The sequence below is a fragment of the Actinoallomurus sp. CA-150999 genome (assembly GCF_050942425.1).
Lineage (GTDB): Bacteria > Actinomycetota > Actinomycetes > Streptosporangiales > Streptosporangiaceae > Actinoallomurus.
The window spans coordinates 4,168,032-4,189,048 of record NZ_CP192063.1 but is presented as its reverse complement, the minus strand read 5'-3'; the positions used below and the strand labels follow the sequence as shown (position 1 = coordinate 4,189,048).

General features: G+C 70.9%; 19 protein-coding genes. 9 read left to right on the top strand and 10 right to left on the bottom strand.

All coding sequences use genetic code 11. From position 1 onward, the window contains the following. Positions 1-84: 84 nt before the first annotated feature. The 3 genes from lanKC to ACQP2O_RS19670 all read left to right on the top strand — a co-directional run bounded on the left by lanKC (position 85) and on the right by ACQP2O_RS19670 (position 5,778). Positions 85-2,640 (top strand): class III lanthionine synthetase LanKC, encoded by a 2,556-nt coding sequence (lanKC, locus tag ACQP2O_RS19680; RefSeq protein WP_433186935.1) that lies wholly within the window; start codon positions 85-87, stop codon positions 2,638-2,640. A gap of 484 nt (positions 2,641-3,124) precedes the next feature. Continuing rightward, positions 3,125-4,405: an MFS transporter gene (locus ACQP2O_RS19675; protein ID WP_433186933.1), complete on the top strand. Its 1,281-nt coding sequence runs from the start codon at positions 3,125-3,127 to the stop codon at positions 4,403-4,405. Between the two features lie 86 nt (positions 4,406-4,491). Beyond that, complete coding sequence (locus ACQP2O_RS19670) at positions 4,492-5,778, top strand: RDD family protein (RefSeq protein WP_433186930.1); 1,287 nt, start codon at positions 4,492-4,494, stop codon at positions 5,776-5,778. Positions 5,779-5,819: 41 nt separating this feature from the next. On the opposite strand, the gene ACQP2O_RS19665 is transcribed toward ACQP2O_RS19670, so the two are convergent. Genes ACQP2O_RS19665 through ACQP2O_RS19650 form a run of 4 tightly spaced genes read right to left on the bottom strand, consistent with a single transcriptional unit; the run spans position 5,820 to position 11,495 of the window. Beyond that, a complete protein-coding gene (locus ACQP2O_RS19665; protein WP_433186927.1) occupies positions 5,820-6,968 on the bottom strand; it encodes an acyl-CoA dehydrogenase family protein in 1,149 nt (382 codons plus the stop codon). Next, a complete protein-coding gene (locus ACQP2O_RS19660) occupies positions 6,965-7,897 on the bottom strand; it encodes a hydroxymethylglutaryl-CoA lyase (RefSeq protein ID WP_433186924.1) in 933 nt (310 codons plus the stop codon). The genes ACQP2O_RS19665 and ACQP2O_RS19660 overlap by 4 nt, the downstream gene beginning before the upstream one ends. Next, the gene (locus ACQP2O_RS19655) at positions 7,897-9,885 is read right to left on the bottom strand and encodes an acetyl/propionyl/methylcrotonyl-CoA carboxylase subunit alpha (RefSeq protein WP_433191074.1); all 1,989 of its coding nucleotides are present in this window, start codon (positions 9,883-9,885) and stop codon (positions 7,897-7,899) included. The genes ACQP2O_RS19660 and ACQP2O_RS19655 overlap by 1 nt, the downstream gene beginning before the upstream one ends. Before the next feature lie 2 nt (positions 9,886-9,887). Beyond that, positions 9,888-11,495 carry a carboxyl transferase domain-containing protein gene (locus ACQP2O_RS19650; RefSeq protein ID WP_433186921.1) on the bottom strand — a complete coding sequence of 536 codons (1,608 nt, stop codon included), beginning with the start codon at positions 11,493-11,495 and terminating at the stop codon, positions 9,888-9,890. Positions 11,496-11,568: 73 nt separating this feature from the next. Between ACQP2O_RS19650 and ACQP2O_RS19645 the strand changes: the two genes are divergently transcribed. After that, positions 11,569-12,150, top strand: a complete 582-nt coding sequence (locus ACQP2O_RS19645) for an SACE_7040 family transcriptional regulator (RefSeq protein WP_433186918.1) — start codon at positions 11,569-11,571, stop codon at positions 12,148-12,150. Here the strand turns inward: ACQP2O_RS19645 and ACQP2O_RS19640 are convergent. Then, positions 12,128-13,378, bottom strand: a complete 1,251-nt coding sequence (locus tag ACQP2O_RS19640; protein ID WP_433186915.1) for a hypothetical protein — start codon at positions 13,376-13,378, stop codon at positions 12,128-12,130. The two genes, ACQP2O_RS19645 and ACQP2O_RS19640, sit on opposite strands and share 23 nt — an antisense overlap. A 1-nt stretch (position 13,379) precedes the next feature. Then, a complete protein-coding gene (locus ACQP2O_RS19635) occupies positions 13,380-14,195 on the bottom strand; it encodes an alpha/beta fold hydrolase (protein WP_433186912.1) in 816 nt (271 codons plus the stop codon). Between the two features lie 157 nt (positions 14,196-14,352). Here ACQP2O_RS19635 and ACQP2O_RS19630 point away from each other — a divergent pair, with 157 nt between their 5' ends. After that, positions 14,353-14,883: a hypothetical protein gene (locus ACQP2O_RS19630; protein WP_433186909.1), complete on the top strand. Its 531-nt coding sequence runs from the start codon at positions 14,353-14,355 to the stop codon at positions 14,881-14,883. 27 nt (positions 14,884-14,910) lie between these two features. Here ACQP2O_RS19630 and ACQP2O_RS19625 read toward each other — a convergent pair whose 3' ends face one another. Further along, entirely contained in the window at positions 14,911-15,888 is a 978-nt protein-coding gene (locus ACQP2O_RS19625; RefSeq protein ID WP_433186906.1) for an NADP-dependent oxidoreductase, read from the bottom strand. Between the two features lie 114 nt (positions 15,889-16,002). On the opposite strand from ACQP2O_RS19625, the gene ACQP2O_RS19620 reads away from it, so the two are divergent. After that, the gene (locus ACQP2O_RS19620) at positions 16,003-16,596 is read left to right on the top strand and encodes a TetR/AcrR family transcriptional regulator (RefSeq protein ID WP_433186903.1); all 594 of its coding nucleotides are present in this window, start codon (positions 16,003-16,005) and stop codon (positions 16,594-16,596) included. Positions 16,597-16,954: 358 nt separating this feature from the next. Here ACQP2O_RS19620 and ACQP2O_RS19615 read toward each other — a convergent pair whose 3' ends face one another. Further along, a complete protein-coding gene (locus tag ACQP2O_RS19615; protein ID WP_433186900.1) occupies positions 16,955-17,275 on the bottom strand; it encodes a hypothetical protein in 321 nt (106 codons plus the stop codon). A gap of 193 nt (positions 17,276-17,468) precedes the next feature. Continuing rightward, positions 17,469-17,792 (bottom strand): putative quinol monooxygenase, encoded by a 324-nt coding sequence (locus tag ACQP2O_RS19610; RefSeq protein WP_433186897.1) that lies wholly within the window; start codon positions 17,790-17,792, stop codon positions 17,469-17,471. Between the two features lie 147 nt (positions 17,793-17,939). On the opposite strand from ACQP2O_RS19610, the gene ACQP2O_RS19605 reads away from it, so the two are divergent. Both ACQP2O_RS19605 and ACQP2O_RS19600 read left to right on the top strand, forming a co-directional pair. Further along, the gene (locus tag ACQP2O_RS19605) at positions 17,940-18,773 is read left to right on the top strand and encodes a helix-turn-helix transcriptional regulator (RefSeq protein WP_433186894.1); all 834 of its coding nucleotides are present in this window, start codon (positions 17,940-17,942) and stop codon (positions 18,771-18,773) included. A gap of 6 nt (positions 18,774-18,779) precedes the next feature. Further along, entirely contained in the window at positions 18,780-19,370 is a 591-nt protein-coding gene (locus tag ACQP2O_RS19600) for an SDR family NAD(P)-dependent oxidoreductase (RefSeq protein ID WP_433186892.1), read from the top strand. Positions 19,371-19,497: 127 nt separating this feature from the next. On the opposite strand, the gene ACQP2O_RS19595 is transcribed toward ACQP2O_RS19600, so the two are convergent. Beyond that, positions 19,498-20,040, bottom strand: a complete 543-nt coding sequence (locus tag ACQP2O_RS19595) for a dihydrofolate reductase family protein (protein WP_433191072.1) — start codon at positions 20,038-20,040, stop codon at positions 19,498-19,500. Positions 20,041-20,269: 229 nt separating this feature from the next. Between ACQP2O_RS19595 and ACQP2O_RS19590 the strand changes: the two genes are divergently transcribed. Continuing rightward, positions 20,270-20,992 carry a hypothetical protein gene (locus ACQP2O_RS19590; RefSeq protein WP_433186890.1) on the top strand — a complete coding sequence of 241 codons (723 nt, stop codon included), beginning with the start codon at positions 20,270-20,272 and terminating at the stop codon, positions 20,990-20,992. Positions 20,993-21,017: the final 25 nt, after the last annotated feature.

Genomic DNA, 21,017 nt, shown 5'->3' with positions numbered 1-21,017 from the left:
GGCCGATGTGCCGGAATCGACGCGCCGCCTAATCTCCAGTTCAAGCGGTTTCAAAACGATTCCTCGCAGCACGCCGGGGGAAGCATGTCGCACACCAATTTCACGATCTCCGACCCCGATTTCTACGACAGCCTGGAGAGAATGCCGGACGAGAAGATGCGGTTCGCCGCCGCGAGCCGCCCGGTGCCGGACGGCTGGAAGCTCGAGCAGCTGCGGGAGTGGGTGTACGTCCAGCCCGTGGATGCACGGCTCCCCGACCAGGGCTGGAAGATCCACGTCGGCGTGCGCCTGGACGAGGCCGTGGCGGCGATCGACATCGTCTGGAACTACTGCGTGTCCCGCGGAATCGCCTTCAAATTCCTGCGCAGCCGCCCGATGGCGCTCATGTCGAATTTCAAGTACGCGCATCGCGGTTCCAGCGGGAAACTGATCACCATTTATCCGCGCGACGAGAACGAACTGCGCACGACACTGGAAGAGCTCGACCGCGCACTCGCCGGATTCACCGGGCCGTACATCCTCAACGACCTGCGCTGGCGCAACGGCCCGCTCCACGTGCGGTACGGCGGGTTCACCCTGCGGTACTGCGTCTCCGGCTCCGGGGAACTGCTGCCGGCCATCGAGGACCCGACCGGGCGGCTCGTCCCCGACGAGCGGCAGCCGTCCTTCCGCGTGCCGTCCTGGGTGACCGTGCCGGACTTCATCGCGGCCCAGCAGGCGGCGGAGTCGGACGCGGAGTTCCCGTACCGCGTCGAGGAGGCCCTGCACTTCTCCAACGCCGGCGGCGTCTACCGCGCGGTGGACCTGCGCACCGGGAAACGGATCGTGCTCAAGGAGGCCAGGCCGCACGCGGGCCTCGACCGCAACGGCCACGACGCGGTCGCCCGCATGGCCCGCGAAGAGCGCGCCCTCCGGCTGCTGGCCGGCCGTCCCTTCGTGCCCGCGCTGGTGGAGTCCGCGCGTTACTGGGAGCATCACTTCCTCGGCCTGGAGTACATCGAGGGCGAGACGCTCTTCCGCGCCAGTGGGCTCCGAGATCCGCTGATCCACCACAGCCCCGACGAGCGGGAGATCGCCGAATACACCGAATGGGTGCTGCACGTCGTCGCCCAGGTGGAATCGGCGCTGCGCGCGATGCACGGCGACGGCATCGTCTACGGCGATCTGCATTCGTCCAACGTCATCGTGCGTCCCGACGACCGCATCGCGCTGGTCGACTTCGAGTCGTCCTCGCACATCAGCGAGAACCACCGGCCCGGACTGGCCGCGACGGGGTACGCCGGGCCCGACACGCTGACCGGTTTCGCGGTCGACGAGTACGCGCTGGCGTGTCTTCGGCTGGCGGCCTTCCTGCCTCTCACCGCGATGATGCAGTGGGATTCCCGCAAGGCGCTGGACCTGCTCGACATCATCGTCGACCGATTCCCGGTGCCCGCGGACTTCGGCTCGGTCGTCGCCCGCGGCCTGTTCCCGGAGGAACGGCCCGTGGCCTGGCGACGCCGCGCCGCCGACCCCGGCTGGGACTCCCTGTTCGACTCGGCGGTGGCCGGGATCGTGTCGAGCGCGACGCCCGAGCGACGGGACCGGCTGTTCCCCGGCGACATCAACCAGTTCCGGTACGGCGGCGCGAACCTCGCGTACGGCGCCGCGGGCGTGCTGTACGCGCTCGCGGCCATCGGACGGGACGACCACCCGGAGTTCACCGACCACGTGGACTGGCTGGTCAGCTCCTGCCGGGGCACGCCTCTTCCGTACGCGGGTTTCTACAACGGGCTGCACGGCATCGCCTTCGCCCTGGACCACATCGGGCGACCGGACGAGGCGCTGGCCGTCTTCGAGCGGGCCTTGGACATGCGCGACACCATCCGCTCGGTCGACCTGTTCGGCGGGCTGGCGGGAGTCGGCCTCAATGTCCTCTACTTCGCCGGCCGGACCGGTGACCGGGCACTGCTGGACGAACCGCTCGCGTACGCCGCGCGGCTCGCCCGCGCCGTCGAGGAGGACGGCGCCGACCTCGCGCCACCCGAACGGCCCGGCCTGATGCACGGGTTCGCCGGAGTCGCGCTGTTCTTCGTGCGCCTCTTCGAGGCCACCGGGGATCCCGGCCACCTCGACGTCGCCGCGGCGGCGCTGCGACGCGACCTGGAGGGGTGCAAGGAGGCCCTGAACGGCCTGTACGTACGCGAGCCGTCGCGCATCCTGCCGTACCTCGACAACGGCAGCGGGGGAATCGGCGTCGCGCTCCACGAGTACCTCCGCCATCGCCCGGACCCGGAGTTCGAACGGGCCCGCGACCTCATCCGGGACACCTGCCGCGCCGAGTTCGTGGTGCTGCCCGGCCTGTTCTCCGGCCGCACCGGGCTCATGACCTGCGCCCGCCATCTCGGCGACGGCCGTGACGCCGGCGTCGACGTGCACCTACGGCGCATGTTCTGGCACTCGGTCGAACACCGGGGCGCCGTGTTCTTCCCAGGCGACGGCATGCTCCGCCTCTCCACAGACCTGGCGACGGGATCCGCGGGGATCTTGCTCGCCGTGCGCATGGCGGTCGAAGGGAGGCCCGACGGTCCGCTTCCATTCCTGACCGCCGGGCATCCGGCGACCGCCGTGATCCCGACGCTCGAGACCGGACGGAGGTGAACGACATGAAGGCGATCCTCGACCTGCAGAACCTCAAGCAGGAGGCCTACTCGCGGGAGCTGTCCAGCAACAAGAGCTCCATCTGCTGCATCAAGACGTCCTGATCCACCATCGCGACGCCCGATCGGCGTCGGCCCTCCCGGCGGGGCGGCCGGCCCTCTCCGAGCACGGAGGGTGCCGGCGGCCCTCCGCCCCACGAACCCCGGTGACCGGCACGTCCCGGGACTCCCCCTCGGACGGAGGTGAAAGACATGAAGGCGATCCTCGACCTGCAGAACCTCGAGCAGGAGGCTCCCGCGGCGGAGCTGTCCAGCCAGCAGAGCAGCATCTGCTGCATCCAGACGCACTGATCCACCGGGCGGCGGTGCCGGCCTCACGGCGCGCCTGCACCGCCGCCCGCACCACGGCAGTCCCGCCACCCGCACCACCGCAAACCCCCCGCCCGCACACCGCAGACCCGCCGCTCATCGATCGGGAGAATGGCGTGAGAACCTCCGAACCGCTGCGCGCCAACCGCGAGTTCCGCGACATCTGGATCGCGCAGGCACTGTCCAAACTGGGATCGCAGGCGTCGTACCTCGCACTGCCGCTCCTCGTCCTCTCCCTGACCCACTCCCCCGCCCAGGCGGGCCTGGTCGGCCTGGTCAAAGGGGTGGCGGAGGTCGCCTTCCTGCTCCCCGGCGGCACCCTCTCCGACCGGCACGACCGGCGGCGGACCATGCTCACCTGCGACATCGTGCGGTCCGTCGGCATGGCGGCGCTGGCGTACTCGGTGGCCGTCCACCGCACGGTGCTGCCGCTCATCCTCGTCGTCGCGGCGGTCGACGGCGCCTGCACGAGCGTCTTCGCCGGAGCGGTGAGCGGCGCCGTACGACGCCTCGTGCCCGAGGAGCGCTTCGCGTCCGCCATCGCGCTGATCCAGGCCCGCAACGCCGCCGTCTACACGGCGGGTCCCGCGCTCGGCGGGCTGCTGTTCGAGCTGTCCCCCGTGGTCCCGTTCGTCGCCGACGCGGGCTCGTACCTCTTCTCGATGGCCGCCGTGCTGGCCATCCGCACGCCCATGACCGCGCGGCGGGGCGGCGGCGAGACCGGCACCGGTTTCTGGCGGGACACCGCCGAGGGGCTGCGCTTCGTGATGCGCTCGGCGTACCTGCGCAACGTCGTGCTCAACGCGACGGTGAGCAACTTCACCTACGGCGGCATCGTCCTGGTCGCGGTGGCGGCGAGTTATGAGGGCGGCTCGTCCGGGTTGTCCGTGGGCAGCATCGTCACGCTCTCGGGGCTCGGCTCCCTGGTCGGCTCCCTCTTCGCGCCGCGCGCCATCGGACGCCTCGGCACACGGCAGATCGTCCTGGCGGTCTGCTGGGCCGACGCCGTCCTCGCGCTCCTGATGGCGACCACCTCGCGACCACTGGTCCTCGGGGCGCTCATCGCGCTGAGCGGCCTGCTCACCCCGGCCCTCAACGTCGTCTTCGGCAGCACGCTGCTGCGCATGACCCCCGACCACCTGCAGGGCCGGGTGCAGAACACCGTCAGCTTCACCGCACTGTCCCTGGCGCCCCTCGGCCCGATGTTCGCCGGAGCACTGCTCGGCGGGCTCGGCGCCGTCGTGGCGTTCGTGTCCTTCGGACTGTTCCTCTGCTTGATCGCCGGCGTCAACACCGCGAAACGGCACCTCTTCGACGCACCGGCGACCGATTCCAACGCCGAGCGGCCCACGCCGGACACCGCCGCCGCCGAGCCACCTCCCGCTCCGGCCCGCTGAGGAAGCACGGCCCATATGGCCGGGTCTGGACGGTACGGGCCGCGGACGCTGACAAAATTGATCACGCCTCTCTACACTCCGCTGTCGTGCCCGGCCCTCCCCCAGTCCCGCAGCCCTCGTTCCCCGCGCCGTTCACCGGTCCGCCGCAGCCGGAGCCTCCAGGTGGCGGAGCGCCGCGCGTCCGGCGGCTGACCGCCTGGGGGATCGACACGGCGCTGCTGTGGGGCGCCGCCGTCCTGCTCGCCATGCTGACCTGGGCACGGCTGCACGGATACGTCGTGGAGGACCTGCCGGGGAAGGCCCTGTCCGCCACCGGCGGCCTGCTGCTGTCCGGCGGCGACGTGGAGAAGGCCGCGACCGACTTCGGCACCGGCGTGTGGGCGACGTTCGTCGGCGACGTCGAGCAGGCACTCGTCCTGCTCATCGTGATCCAGGTGCTGTACCAGTTCGCCGCGCACGCCTGGCTGGGGCGCACGCTCGGCAAGGCGGCCATGGACATCCGCGTCCGGGCCGCCGACGGCGACACCGTGAAAGCCGGCAAGGCGCGCGCCTTCCGCCGCGCCCTCGTCACCACCGTGGGCGGGACGGGGCTGTACTGCCTGGCCTGGATCCTCCTCCTGGAGAGCCAGTTCGTCCTCTCGCTGGCCATCTGGATGCTCTCCGTCGGCGTCTTCGCCGCCAACAGCCTGCCCGCGCTCTTCGGCGGCCGCCGCCGCACGCTCGCCGACCTGCTGGCCGGGACGCACGTCGTCCGCGCCCGGACGTACGAGCGCGCCGTCGCCGCCGCACGCCAGGGCGCCGAGCGGGCCTGGGACGGCGCCCAGACGGCCGGGCAGATCGCCTGGGAGAGCACCCAAGCGGTGGGACAGGCTGCCTGGGACGGCGCTCAGGCGGCGGGACAGGTCGCCCGGGAGGGCGCCCAGACGGCCGGGCAGGCCGCCTGGGACGGCGCCCAGGCGGCCGGGGAGGTCGCCCGCGAGCAGGCCGCCCGCATCGCACAGTCCGACCACGTGCGGCGCGTCATGGAGTCCGAACGCGGCCGGCAGGTCCAGGGCATGGGCCGACGGCTGGGCGGCCGGATCAGGGACGCGTACCAGGAACGCGCGGCCGGCCGGTCACCCCTCGAGGCGCCGCCGCTCCCGGATCCGAACACCGCTCCGGCCCAGGAGGATGCACCACGATCCCCGGATCCCAACACGGCTCCCGCTGGAGAGGAGGCACAGCGGCGTCCGGATCCCGGTCCCGCTCCGGCCCTGCCGCCGCCGCGCCCACGCTACGACCCGCTCCAGGGCACGTACGGCCAGAAGGCCCCGTACGTCCCCCCGCAGGGCACGCCGCCGGACCAGAAGCACGGGCCACCCACGACTCCCTGAGCCACTCCGGCCGAGCAGGGCGGACGAGCCGTACGGACTGCTCAGCGGGCGGGGAGGCCGAGGTGGCGGGCGATGAGCATTCGCTGGACCTCGGAGGTACCCTCGCCGACCTCGAGGATCTTGGCGTCCCGGTAGAACCGGCCGACCGGGTACTCGTTCATGAAGCCGTAGCCGCCGAAGATCTGGGTGGCGTCGCGGGCGTTGTCCATGGCGGCGTTGGAGGCGACGAGCTTGGCGATGGCGGCCTCCTTCTTGAACGGCTCCCCGGCCAGCAGCCGGGACGCCGCCGCGTAGTAGGCGAGCCGTGCCGTGTGCGCCCGCGTCTCCATGTCCGCGATTTTGAACTGGATCGCCTGGTATTCGCCGATCGTCCGGCCGAACGCCTCGCGCTCGCGCGCGTACTTCAGGCACTCGTCGACGCAGCCCTGGGCGAGGCCGACCGAGAGCGCGGCGATCGCGATGCGGCCCTCGTCGAGGATCCGCAGGAACTGCGCGTAGCCCCGGCCGCGCTCCCCCACGAGGTTCTCCTCGGGGACGCGGACGTCGGTGAAGGACAGTTCGCGGGTGTCGGAGGCGTTCCAGCCGACCTTGGAGTACTTCTTCCCGACGGTGAAGCCGGGCGTGCCGGACGGCACGATGATCGTGGAGATCTCGCCGTCGCCGGTCAGCGCGGCCACCGTGACCGCGACCGTGACGTCGGTGCCCGCGTTGGTGATGAACGCCTTGGACCCGTTGATCACCCAGTGCCCGTCCTCGAGCCGCGCGGTGGTGCGCATGCCGCCGGGCACGTCGGTGCCGCCGCCGGGCTCGGTCAGCCCGAAGGCGGCCAGCCGCTCGCCCGAGCACAGGCGCGGCAGCCACTCGCGCTTCTGCTCCTCCGTGCCGAACCGGAAGATCGGCATGGCGCCCAGGGAGACGCCCGCCTCGAGGGTGATCGCGACCGAGGAGTCGACGCGGGCGAGCTCCTCCAGCGCGACGCACAGGGCGAAGTAGTCGCCGCCCATCCCGCCGTACTCCTCGGGGAAGGGCAGTCCGAACAACCCCATCTTCCCCATCCGGGCGACGATGTCGTAGGGGAACGCGCCCCGCTCGTAGTAGTCGCCGATGACCGGCGCCACCTCGTCGCGGGCGAACGTCTCGACGGTGCGGCGCAGCGCCTCGTACTCCTCGTCGAGGGTGAATCCGATCATTGGTCGCTCCCTTGCTCTTTGGACAGGGCCTGGACGACGCGGGACGGGCTGGGGCGTCCGAGGCGTTCGGCCATCCAGAGGCTCGTCTCGGCGAGGCGGCGCACGTCGACGCCGGTCTCGATGCCCAGGCCGTCGAGCATCCACACGAGGTCCTCGGTGGCCAGGTTCCCTGTCGCGCTCTTGGCGTACGGGCAGCCGCCGAGGCCGCCCGCCGAGGCGTCGACGGTGGTGACGCCGCAGCGCAGCGCGGCCAAAGTGTTGGCGAGCGCCTGCCCGTAGGTGTCGTGGAAGTGCACGCCGATCCGGTCGACGTCGACCCCGGACTCCAGCACCGCGCCGACGAGGGCCGTGACGTGCCCGGGCGTGGCGACGCCGATGGTGTCACCCAGGGACAGCTCGGTGCAGCCGAGGTCGAGCAGGCGGGTGGCGACCGAGACGACCTGCTCGATCGGCACGTCGCCCTCCCACGGGTCGCCGAAGCACATCGACACGTACGCGCGGACGTCGAGGCCGGCCGCGCGGGCCCGTTCGACGACGGGCGCGAACATCTCCACCGACTCGTCGATCGTCCGGTTGAGGTTGCGCCGGGCGAACGTCTCGGTCGCGCTCCCGAAGATGGCGATCTCGGTGACGCCCGCGTCGAGCGCCCGGTCCAGGCCGCGCTCGTTCGGGACGAGCACCGGGTAGCGGACGCCCTCGGCGTGCTCCAGCCCGCCGAGCAGTTCGGCGGCGTCGGCCAGCTGCGGCACCCACTTCGGGTGGACGAAGCTCGTCGCCTCGATCACCCGCAGCCCGGCCCCGGCGAGCCGGGCGATGAACTCCCGCTTCACCTCGACCGGGACGATCGCCGATTCGTTCTGCAGGCCGTCCCGCGCCCCGACCTCGTAGACCGTGACGTGGGCGGGCAGCCCATCGAGCGGCACACGCATCAGCTGTCTCCCTTCGGGGTGACGACGGCGAGGACCTCGTCGAGGGCGACCTGCGCGCCGGGCTGCACGGTGAGCCCGCTGACGAGGCCGTCGACCGGCGCGGTCACGGTGTGCTCCATCTTCATCGCCTCGACGATCACGAGCGGCTGACCGGCCACCACCTCGTCGCCGTCGGCCGCCTTGACGGCCGCGACGGTGCCGGGCATGGGGCTGCGCACGGCACCGGCGGAGGCGGTGGTCTCGGTGGCCCGCGCGGCGAGCGGTTCGGTCTCCTGCAGCGACCAGACCCGGCCGTCCCGGCCGAGCCGGCAGACGTCGCCGTCGCGGGCGCACACGAAGCGCGTACGGTCCCCGGCGTAGTCGACGATCAGGTCGGCGCCGTGGCGGCGGGCCGCGACCCGTACGGGCTCGGCGCCGTCGACCGACACCTCCGCGTCGGCGGCCCGGCCGCGGATCCGCACCTCGCGTCCGGCGATCCGCCAGGTCGTCCAGGCGGACCGGCCGACGCGCCAGCCGTCCGGGACGTCCCAGGGGCCGGGGTCGGGCACCTCCAGCGCGAGCATGCGCTCCAGGGCCGCGGCGGCGAGAACGTCTTCGGGGATCTCTTCGGCGGGCTCGGCGGGGCGGCGCTCGACCAGGCCGGTGTCGAGCCGCCCGGCGACCACGTCGGGGTCGGTCAGCAGGGACCGCAGGAACGCGACGTTCGTCCCGACGCCCAGCAGCGTGTACGAGGCGAGCGCGCGGTCCAGCCGGCGCAGCGCGGTCGCGCGGTCCGGCCCGGCGGCGATGACCTTGGCCAGCATCGGGTCGTACGAGCCGCCGACGACGGTCCCCTCGACCAGGCCGGAGTCGACCCGGACGCCGGGACCGGCCGGCTCGGCCAGCAGCAGCACCCGGCCGCCGGTGGGCAGGAAGCCCCGGGCGGGATCCTCGGCGTACACCCGCGCCTCGACCGCGTGCCCGGCGAACGCGACCGCGTCCTGCCCGAACGGCAGCGGCTCCCCCGCGGCGACCCGCAGCTGCAGCTCGACCAGGTCGAGGCCCGGCCGGTCGCCGATCGCGACGGCCAGCTCGGTCACCGGGTGCTCGACCTGCAGCCGGGTGTTCATCTCCATGAAGAAGTACTCGTCGGGGCGGTCGGCGGAGACGATGTACTCGACCGTGCCCGCGCCGACGTAGCCCACGGCCTTCGCGGCGGCGACGGCGCTCGCGCCCATCGCGGCGCGGATCCGCTCGCCCTCGGGGCCGGTGCCGAGCAGCGGCGACGGCGCCTCTTCGACGATCTTCTGGTGCCGGCGCTGCAGGCTGCACTCGCGCTCGCCGAGGTGGACGACATCGCCGTGCGCGTCGGCGAACACCTGGATCTCGATGTGCCGGGGACTGTCGATGTAGCGCTCGACGAGCAGCGTGTCGTCGCCGAACGCCCCGAGCGCCTCCCGCCGGGACGCCGCGATGGCGTCCCGCAGCTCCCCCGGGTCCTCGACCCGGCGCATGCCCTTGCCGCCGCCGCCCGCCGACGGTTTGAGCAGCACGGCCGCGCCGGCGTTCAGGCCGACCTCCATCGCCGCGGCGGCCAGCTCGTCGTCGCTCAGCCCCGCCTCGTCGCGCCCCGGCACGACGGGAACGCCCGCGGCGGCGACCGTCCGCTTGGCCCGGATCTTGTCGCCCATCGCGGCGATCGCGTCCGGCGGTGGGCCGACGAAGACGATCCCGTGCTCGGCGCACGCCCGGGCGAGGTCGGGATTCTCGGCCAGGAAGCCGTACCCGGGGTGCACCGCCCCGGCACCGGCGCGCACGGCCGCCCCGACGACGTCGTCGACGTCGAGGTAGCTGCGCACCCACAGGGCCGCGTCGGCCTCCCGTACGTGCCGGGCGTCCGCGTCGGCGTCGGCGTAGGTCACCACGGACCGGATCCCCAGCCGCCGCAGCGTACGGATGATCCGGCAGGCGATCTCGCCGCGGTTGGCGATCAGGACGGAGTCGAACATGGTCACATCCGGAAGATGCCGTAGCCGACGGGTTCGAGTGGGGCGTTGGCGCAGGCCGCCAGGGCCAGGCCGAGCACCCGGCGGGTGTCGAGGGGGTCGATCACGCCGTCGTCCCAGATCCGCGCCGTGGAGTAGTAGGGGCTGCCCTGACGCTCGTACTGTTCCCGGATCGGCTTCTTGAACTCCTCTTCCTCCTCGGCCGGCCACTCGTCGCCGAGCTGGTCGCGGCGTACGGTCGCCAGCACCGACGCGGCCTGCTCCCCGCCCATGACCGAGATCCGGGCGTTCGGCCACATCCACAGGAAGCGCGGCGAATAGGCGCGGCCGCACATCGCGTAGTTCCCCGCGCCGAACGATCCGCCGATGATGACCGTCAGCTTCGGCACCCGCGCGCACGCGACGGCGGTGACCATCTTGGCCCCGTGCTTGGCGATGCCGCCGGCCTCGTACTCCCGGCCGACCATGAACCCGGTGATGTTCTGCAGGAACACCAGTGGGATCGACCGCCGGTCGCACAGCTCGATGAAGTGCGCCCCCTTGAGCGCGGACTCACTGAACAGGATGCCGTTGTTCGCGACGATCCCGACGGGCTGCCCGTGGATGTGGGCGAACCCGGTGACGAGCGTCGGCCCGTACCGCTCCTTGAACTCATGGAACCGGCTGCCGTCCACGATCCGCGCGATCACCTCACGCACGTCGTACGGCGTCCGGGGGTCGGGCGGGACGATGCCGCGCAGGTCCGCCGGGTCGGCGGCGGGCTCCTCCGTGTCGACCACGGGCCAGGGCGCGGGGCCGGGCGGCTCGAGCGTGGCGACGATGGACCGGACGATGCGCAGGGCGTGGGCGTCGTCGTCGGCGAGGTGGTCGACGACGCCCGAGACGCGCGAGTGCACGTCCCCGCCGCCCAGCTCCTCCGCGCTGACGACCTCTCCGGTGGCGGCCTTCACCAGCGGCGGGCCGCCGAGGAAGATCGTGCCCTGCTCCCGGACGATGACGGTCTCGTCGCTCATCGCCGGGACGTACGCGCCGCCGGCGGTGCAGGAGCCGAGCACGGCGGCGATCTGCGGGATGCCCCGCTCGGACATCGTCGCCTGGTTGAAGAAGATCCGGCCGAAGTGCTCCCGGTCGGGGAAGACCTCGTCCTGCCTGGGCAGGAACGCTCCCCCGGAGTCGACGAGGTAGACGCACGGCAGCCGGTTGTGCAGCGCGACCTCCTGGGCGCGCAGGTGCTTCTTCACCGTGACCGGGTAGTACGTGCCGCCCTTGACCGTCGCGTCGTTGGCCACGACCACGCACTCGCGCCCGGACACCCGGCCGACGCCGGTAATGATGCCCGCCGCCGGAGCCTCGTCGTCGTACATCCCGGTCGCCGCCAGCGGCGACAGCTCCAGGAACGGCGAGCCGGGGTCGAGCAGAGCGTCCACCCGGTCCCGTGGCAGCAACTTGCCCCGCGCGACGTGCCTCTGCCGGGAGCGCTCGGGACCGCCCTGAGCCGCCCGCTCCAGGCGCTCGCGCAGCTCGGTGGCGAGCGCGAGGTTCTCCTCGGTGTTGCGCTGGAATGCCGCACCACGCACGTCCACGCGGCTCCCCAGCCGCGGAGCTTCCACCACAGGCCCTCCTGTTAACGATCGTTAACAAGTCCGATGTTAATCAACGTTAACAGCACCGTCTAGACTCTTGGGCATGGCCGAGGCGACCGCTCCACCGACCCGCCGACTGGAGATCCTCTCCGCGGCGGCGGAGCTGTTCGCCCGGCGCGGCTACCACGGCGTGTCCATCGGCGACCTGGGGCGGGCCGTCGGCCTCACCGGACCGGCGCTGTACCGGCACTTCCGCGGCAAGGAGGCCCTGCTCGCCGAGATGCTCCTCGACATCAGCGAGCGCCTCCTCACCGAGGGCGGACGCCGCGTCGAGGCCGCCGAGAGCCCGGCCGCCGCCCTGGACGCGCTGCTGCGCTGGCACATCGACTTCGCGCTCGACAACCCCGCCCTCATCACGGTGCACGTACGGGAGCTGGGCAACGTCCCTCAGCCGCAGCGCCGCGAGATCCGCCGCCTGCAGCGCGCCTACGCGGAGGAGTGGGTGACGGTGCTCCGCCTCATCCACCCGGAGGCCCCCGACGACCGCGCGCGCTCCGCGACCCATGCGGTCTTCGGCCTGCTCAACTCGACGCCCCACAGCACCGGCGACCTCAGCCGCGGCGCGATGGCGGGGCTCCTTCACGCCATGGCCTCCGACGCCCTCACCGGCGCCTTCCGGCCGTAGGGCGTGGGACGAGCCTGGCGATCACCGATGGGAGCGGGTCGCCGCCGAGCGCCTCGCGCAGTTCCCGCACGCCCTCCGTGCGGCGTTCCGGGTCGAGGGAGAGATGGTGCTCGATCCGTTCGTTGAAGGTGGCCCGGAAGCGCCGGTAGAGCCCGTCGTCGTCATGGATCCGGCCGGCGATCCGGGCGATGGCCGCGGTCCCGGCGAAGTCGTCCTCAGGGACCGGGTAATGCGGCAGGACGTCGGCGAACCGGCCGGCCGCCCGGCCGAAGAGCGTGTCGGCGAGCCGCCGGATCGTGAAGACGTGCGCGTAGTGCTGTTCGGGCAGCGCCAGGGGCAGCCGCCCGAGGGCCATCGCCTCGTGCAGCGCCGTCAGCCCCGGAGCGAGCAGGTAGTCTGGAACGGCCGCCACGCGCCGCAGCAGGTCGCGTTGTGCCAGGAGCCGGCAGTCAGCGCGACGACCCGCGACCGAGACCGTCCGCTCGCGGCCCGGGCCGAAGGGCCCGCCGCACACCAGGACGCGCGCGAATCGCGGCCAGTCGCGCAGCAGGTCCGGAATCCACCGGTGGAGCAGCCGCAGATAGTCGTTGTTGACGTCGAAGTCCAGCAGGAAGTTCTGGAATCCGCCGACGTTGATCAGCAGGTCGCACCCGGGATCGGCGTCGACCGGCAGGTGCCGCAGCCCCTCCAGGTCGATGATCGAGCCGGTCAGGTGGATCTCGGGGCCGATGCCGAAAGCGGCGAACTCGGCCACCCGCTTCGGCACGCCGGGGAAGTTCTGCACGACGCTGTGCGTGGCGAGCAGGTGCGCCGCGACGACACGCTCGTGCGGGGACAGGCCGGCCAGGTGCCGGTCGGCCGCCGCGAAGGACGAACGCGGCAGGCTCCCGCACAGGTCGCGGACGGCCGCCACGGGGCGGCGGAGCAGCCAGAAGGCGAACAGGCTGTCCACCATGACGACCGGACGGCCCGCCACGGCGGCCCGCAGGACCAGGTCGGCGTCCATCACCGAGATCACCAGGTCGCCGGCCTCGACCAGGTCGTCGATCGACGCGCTCCCCGGTGCCTCGTGGATCTCGTCGAAGGCGTCGGCGTTGCGGCGGGCGAACAGCGCCGACACCCCATCACCGACGAACACCCGCTCATGGCCGGCCAGCAGCCGGGAGACCGCGACCAGCTCGGCCACCGGGCCGAAGCCGCAGTTCTGCGCCCCCATGACGATCCGCATGTCATCGCTCCCGCGCCGGGACCGGGGCCGCGAACACCTCGGCGAGCCGTCCGGCGAAGGCGACGGGGTTCTTCGCGTAGCCGGCATGGCCGCCGGGGAAGAGCACCGGGCGGTGACCGAGCCGTTCGGCGAGGGCGACCGCCGGGCGGTGGACGGTGTAGGTGCGCGAGTCCTCGCCGCCGGCCATCACGATCCGCTCCGCCACGGTCCGGAGCGCGGCGAGGTCGGGGACGTGACGGGTGAAGGGCCGGACGACGTGGGCGAGGAAGAACGGGTTGTTGTCGTACGCCTCGGGCAATGCCGGCGCGGGGCGACCGCCGAAGACGGCGCTGAGCCTGTCCAGCGCCGTTGCGACACCCTCGCGGTGGAACACCGCGTGGACGTCGTCGTAGAACGCCCGGTGAGCCTCCGCGTCCGGCAGCAGCTCCATCACGGGTGGCTCGTGGGCGACCACCGTACGGACCCGCCCCGGGTGGCGGATCGCGAGCTCGAGTGCGACGAGCCCGCCCGCGCAGCCCCCGAACACCCGCACCGGCTCTCCGTCGGCGGACAGGTGGTCGAGCAGACGGTGGGCGTCGTCGGCGTGGACCCCGACCCGCTGGTCGACCGGCGGTCCGTAGAGGCGGCTGCGGGAGTTGCCGCGCGGATCGTAGGAGACCACGCGGTGGCGGGCGGCGAGGACCGTCGCCAGCGGTTCGAACACGGCCGCGTCCGAGGCTCCTCCGGCGATGAGTAACAGCAGGGGCCCCGCGCCGCGTACCTCGTAGTGCAGTGTCGCGCCGGGCACCGCGAGCGTGCCGGTCTCCAGGGCGTCCATCGCACTCCAAGCGGGAATCGGGATGACCGCCATCATCGCACAGCGTGGTCGAATTTCTACGGAAAGTACGCGCACGGGCTCGCGAATGTGCTCTGATTGCCCAGCCGAATCGCTCACTGTCGGTGAATCGTTCGCAACGGAGACGAAGGAGACGTTCATGGCCGTCCGCGGATCATCGGCGCGCGCACTGGTCACCGTGACCGTCGCTGCGCTCGGAGCGCTCACGCCGGTCACGCGTCCCGCCTGGGCGGCGCCACCTACGCTTCTGCAGTGCCAGGGCACCGAGACCACCACGTACCGGCCTGGAGTGGTCCTTCGGGCCCGGAACATCGAGATCACGACCAGCGGGCGCTTCACCTCCTGCGTCGGCGGCGCGAGCGCCGTCACGAGCGGATCGTACGGAGAGCGGTTCACGATCCTCGTCGGCTGCGACGACCTGCTGGACGGGTTCCACCGCACGCGGACGTTCCGGTGGAACACCGGAGACACGAGCGTGATCGACGGCACCGGAAGCAGCACGGCGGCGGCCGGCCAGGTCATCACCACGATCACCGGGCCGATCACGGCGGGCCGCTTCCGGGGCCGGAAGGCGATCGAAGTGATCACCCTTCCGCAGCCGAGCGCGCTGCGATGCCTCACCACCGGCCTGACGAACGCGACCGGAGTGACGACGCTGACCATCGCCTGAGCTCGTCGACGGGGCCGCCGTGGCGGTTTACTCGTCGATGACGCGTAGGACGATCTTGCCCTGGATGTGTCCCTGTTCTGCGCGCTCGTGAGCCTTGGGGGCGTCGATCAGCGGGAAGACGCTGTCGATCCCGGCGCGAAGGCGGCCGGCGTCGACCAACCGCGCGAGCTCGGCCATCTGCGGCCCGTCGGAATGAACCTGACTTCCCCGGAACGTGATGCCCAGCTCGGCCGCGCGTTCGCGGTGGTATTCGCCGAAGAAGACCGGGCTGATCGTGCCGCCGGGTTCGACCACCGGGAGGAACCGGTACCCGTGCGAACCTCCGACCGTGTCGAAGAGATGGTCGACGCCGCGTACGACGTCCTCGACGGTCGTGGTGGTGTAGTCGATGAACCGGTCGACGCCCAGCTCGCGCAGGAACCCTTCGTGCCGCCCGGAGGCGACGCCGATGACATGGGCGTCCTTGGTCTTGGCGAGCTGTACGAGGAAGTGGCCGACGCCACCGGCGGCACCGTTCACCAGGACGGTCTTGTCCGGTCCGAGCCGTACGTGGTCGAACAGGTACTGGTAGGCGGTGAGCCCGGCCAGCGGCATCGCGGCGGCCTCGACATGGCCGATCGCCGCCGGCTTGCGCGCGAGATTGGACGCGGGCGCGGTCGTGTATTCGGCGTAACCCCGGCCGTTGTTGTCCAGCTGGGGGAAGCGCACCAGGCCGAACACCTCATCGCCCACCTCCCACTCGGTGACCTCCGGGCCGACCGCGGCGACGACGCCGGAGACCTCCTCGCCCGGTGTGAAGGGCAGCGGCAACGACGGGCGCATCGCCTCCGGCAGGTTCGCGAACCCCGCCCGGGCGTACCAGTCGGCCGGGTTCAGGCCGGCCGCGTGAACCTGGACCAGCACCTCGTCGGGCTCTGGTTCGGGCAGCGGCACCTCCTCGTACGCCAGGGCCTCTGGGCCGCCGAACACGTGCACACGGACGGCCATCATCGTCTGTCTCGGCATGGTCGCTCCCCTGTCGTCGACTGGTCGTCGATTCCGGCCCCGCCTAAGATGCGGAGCAGCGCTCCGGAATATATCCGGAGCACTGCTCCGGTTGTCAACACTCAGGATGGTCCCGTGACCGAGAAGGCGACGCCCGCCACTCCAACGCCGCGTGCGCAACGCGTCGACGCGCAGCGCAACCGCACGCGCATCCTCGAGGTGGCACGGACCGTGGTGGCGGAACAGGGAACGCAGGCATCGCTCCGCGACATCGCGCGCCGTGCCGGCGTCGGCCTGGGCACGCTCTACCGCCACTTCCCGACCCGCGAGGAACTGCTCGAAACGCTGCTCGGTGAAGGGTTCGACCGCCTCGCCGCGAAGGCCGCCTCACTCGAGAGCACCCACGCGCCCGGCGACGCCCTGGTGGAGTGGCTGGGCGACTTCGCCTCCGGCACCACCGCCTATCGAGGCCTCGCCGCATCGATGGTGGCGACCCTGGAGGATGCGGACTCCTCGTTGCACGCATCATGCCTGGCGATGCGGCAGGCCGCGGGCCGTCTACTGGAGAACGCCCAGGAAGCCGGATTCATCCGCCCCGACGTGGACGGGACGGACCTGTTCGCGCTCGTCAACGCCGTCGTCTGGATCGCCGACCAGGCCCCGTCCATCGCCGCCCGGCGCGACCACCTTCTCGCCCTCATCCTGGACGGATTCCGGCATCCGGCCTAATGCCACATCAGGCAGCATTCGCCCTGTCTTGATCGGGGACATGCCCGTCGGCTCCTCAGCCAGGCAAGCCTGATCGCCACAGACCGCCGGACATGCCTGACGGGTGCGGGTCCGACCAACCGATGACAATGAGGGGAACGGCCGCCGAGGATCGCCCGCCGTTGAACGGCGGCGTACTCGTCGATCTCGGTCACGGGTGGTCTCATTCCTCGCCGAAGCCATGCAAGTAGTCCTCGAAGGTGGGGCCTCGGTTTTTTCGGCGCAAGCGCCACCGCAGCATTGCGGCCACGAGCACGAAGGGGACCAGTGGGAGTTTGAGCGCCTGGAGGCCCAGTCGACGGACCACCGGGAGCAGTTCCTAGTCGAACTTCACATACCGGGTGATGTTTCCAGACATGTTCGGGGTCAGCGTTCCCACCTCGCCAGAGCAGCCGGCTGAGCGGTAGTAGTGCATGATCCTGTCGGTGACGTTGATCGCGTAGAAGGGGGGTCGGTCGCCTCGCAGGGTGTAGCAGTTGCCAGACTGCGGATTCTGGAGTGAGGCGGACTGTACGCCGCTGCCGTCCGGGCTCCAATAGAGGCCACCGGTGGCGGCCACGGCAGTGGTAGGCAGCAGAGCAGCGGCGCCCATCGCGGCTGCGACGGCAAGAGTCTTGGGTTTCACGCCGGATCCGGCCACGGTTCCTCCAGGTGGGGGTGGGACGACATCGCCCGGAGGCTATTCCTGGCCGACTCACCAGCGTAAGCATCCGGACCGTGACGACAATGTCACCGACCGTACTGAGGACGGCCGTGCCCGCGCTGCCGTCTTGCTGCTCGAAACCACTCAGCGTCGGAGGGCGACGATCACGACCGCCGCGCTCCGGGTCGGCCTACCGTGCCGGGCGGAACGGTTGCAGGAAGCGGATCCCGTCCTCGACGCTGCCGTCCATCAGTTCCAGCAGTTGGGGCACCAGGTCCTGCATGCGGGGTGCCTGCAGGTGACCTTCGAAGGCCTCTCGGCTCTCCCAGCGCTCGAAGATGACGAACGCGCCCGGTTGTCCCTCGACCTGGTGAGCCTCGTAGTCGATGTTGCCCGCGTCGTAGCGCGATGCGGTGACGGCGGCTGTCATGAACGCCTTCATCGCGGCTTCCTTCCCGGATTTGGCCCGGGCTTCCCACAAAACGGTGACGTAGTGGTTCGACGTGGTGGTCATGCTTGCTCCTCCTGACTCCGAACAGCACGGTCGTGCGCTGTTCACGCACTCCAGGCTGGGTCCCCGGGAGGGTTGGTGGGAGCTACGGGACTTCCTGGTACAGCGCGTACCACCCAGCGGGGCAGGGTGCGCGGGAGGATGGTGTGCATGGATCAACTCGGTGCCGCGCTGCGGGCGTGGCGGGACCGGCTGGACCCCGCGGTGGTGGGCTTCGCACACGGCTCACCCCGTCGGGTCCCCGGTCTGCGACGCGCGGAGCTGGCGACGCTGGCCGGCATCTCGGTCGAGTATGTGGTCCGGCTGGAGCAGGGACGGGTGGCGACACCCTCGGCGCAGGTCTGCTCGGCCCTGGCTCGCGCCCTGCACCTGTCCGACGACGAGCACGCCCACCTTCTGCGCATGGCCGGTCATGCAGCGGATCCGAGCCGGGTTCCGCGAATGATCCCGGGGAGCCTGTACCGGATCGTGGACCAGTTCGCCGGCCACCCGCTGGCGATCTACGACGCCACCTGGCAGTTGCTGCACTGGAATCCGCTGTTCGCGGCCACGTTCGGCGATCCCACGGTCCGCGGCGTGGGAGACCGGAACGTCCTGGTCTGGCAGTTCCTGGGTGAGCTGCCCCGGGTCCGGCAGACGGCGGCCGAGCGGGCGGCGTTCGAGGAGTCCCTTGTCGCCGACCTGCGCGCGACGACGAGCCGGTACCCCGACGATCCCGACCTCACGGCGTTGGTATCGAGGCTGAACCTCAGCCCACGGTTCTGCGAGTTGTGGAACCGCCGAGCGGTGGGCGGTCACCAGAGTGCGCACAAACTCGTCCAGCACCCGGACGTCGGAGACATCGCCATGAACTCCGACATCCTGAACACCCAGGACACGAACCTACGCCTCGTGGTGTACACACCGCGGCCAGGCACCGATGCCCGCAGCAAACTCGAACTCCTGGCCGCCATTGGGGTCCAGAAGATGGCTCCTCAGGGATGAGGGCCCGTGTTCTGCCTCGTCCGGTGGACCAGGCTGCTGCATGCCCGGTTCGTTCAGATCGACGTGACCGACGACGCCTCGGTCCAGTCCGCGGCCGCGGATGTCGCCGCGCATGAGGGAACGATCGACGTCCTGGTCAACAACGCCGGCGTCCTCGGCAAGGTCGGCCCTGTCGAGGACTACACCGCGGCCGACGTGAGCGCCGTGCTCGACGTGAACGTCGTCGGGATCGTGCGCGTCACGCACGCCTTCCTCCCGCTGCTGCGCACGTCGCCGAACCCCGTCATCGTCAACGTGTCCAGCGGGATGGGCTCCTTCAGCATGACCCAGGACCCGGCACGAATCGAGTCACAGTACGCCCTGCCCCTCTACTCCGCCTCGAAGGCCGCGGCCACGATGCTCACGACGCAGTACGCCAAGGAACTGAAAGACGTGAAGGTCAACGCCGCAGACCCCGGGCAGACCGCGACCGACTTCACCGGCGGCCTCGGACACAGCGTCGCCGACGGCGCCGAGTCCATCGTGACCCTCGCGACGATCGGCCCGGACGGGCCGACGGGACAGTTCATCGACCGATCCGGGAACCTCCCGTGGTGAACCCGCCCTGAGCTCAGGGTCGGTCCGCATGCTGATCTGGCCGGCACGCAGCCGCTACCGCTGGGATGGCCGACCCACCAGCCGCCACCTCAAGTGATCCATTTGCCGGTCGGTCTAAGGGCCGCGCCTAACATCGCACGCGGAAGCGGAGCATCGTGACGGCGCCCGACTGGGTGTTGCTGAAAGGTTCCAGGTCGATCCGGTCGAGGCTTGGGGGTGAGAAGCGGACACCGTCGCCGAGTAGCACCGGTAGGACATACACCAGGATCTCGTCGACGAGCCCGCGCTGCAGGCACTGGGCGGCGACATCCGCACCGAGGATCTCCAGGTTCTCGTCGCCCGCGGCGCTGCGTGCCGTGGCAACGGCTTCCTCAAGTTCACAGGTGAGGAAGGTGACGGTAGGGTCCGGCTCTTCGGGAGGCCTGTGGGTGAGGACGAACTGTGGTCCCCCGTCGTAGGTGGTGTCCTGCGCGGCCATACGCTTGGCGACCTCGTACGTGCCCCGGCCGACGAGCATGGCGCCCGTGGCCGCCATGACCTCCGGAAAGGTGTCCGCAGACAGGTACTCGGCGATCCAGCCCATCGCGTGGCCAGGACCGGCGATGAAACCGTCCAGCGACATCGCCCTGTTCACGACCACTTTGCCGGTGCCGATGCTCACATCACTCATGCTTCCCCAAGGATTTTGGAGGTCCGAAGCCGAATCATAGTTCGGCCGGTGGGGAGGGCGATGATCTTTCGTGGTCACCGCACCGGGCCAGGGTTCGCCTTGATGTTGATCTCTCGTGTCGGTCGGCCATGATCGTTGCTGTGGGCAGATTCCGGATTGAGAGGTCGGAGTGAGCGCGGGTGAGGACGAAGCAGCGGCGAAGGACCGAACGGGCGCCGCGCAGAGGTTCATGGCGCTGCCGGAGCGAGCGTCGAAGGACCGAACGGGCGCTGCGCAGGAGTTCATGGTGCTGCCCGCGCGAACCGATGACGGATGGACACCGTTCCTACGGTGTCTGGCCGATGTCGTCCGTGTGATCGATATCGGAATCGGGATCGAGATCGCGCCCGAGCCGGATCCCGGTGACCAGCGCCGCTGGCATCAGTTCGCACGGGCGGCACTCCGAGATGCCTGCCGCCAAGGCCTGACGCTGCCCGACGCCGCCTTCGACGTCCTCATCAAGGCGGCCGTCTACGACCCGAACCCGAGCTTCAATCGTCAGTTCGTCGAACCGGCTCTGAACGCATTCGGACGCCGGCGCGTCCGCTCCGCGCTCCTCGACTATCTGCGAACGGGTACCAACGTGGAGCGGGCCGGTGCTGCACGAGCGTGGTACTGGTCGGCTCTACCACTCCGGCTCCACAACGTACGGGCAGAGAACCCCCGCGCCGAAAGCCAGGCAGGACCCGATGACGGATCGGTCCTGGCGCGGGAGTGGTGCGAGGCCGCGCTCCGGGAATTCGTGAGCAACGAGCACTTGGACGTTCGGCGTTGCATTCTCCCCGAACTGCCTCTGTGGCGGTCTGCGTACCCGCCGGAACTGCACGACCTTGTGGACGCGGCGGTGGCGATCGCCCGCTCGCATCCGGACGAGTACATCCGTCACCGCGTGGAACACCAGGTCCGCGGCTGACTGTCACCAGAAGATCAACGCTCCT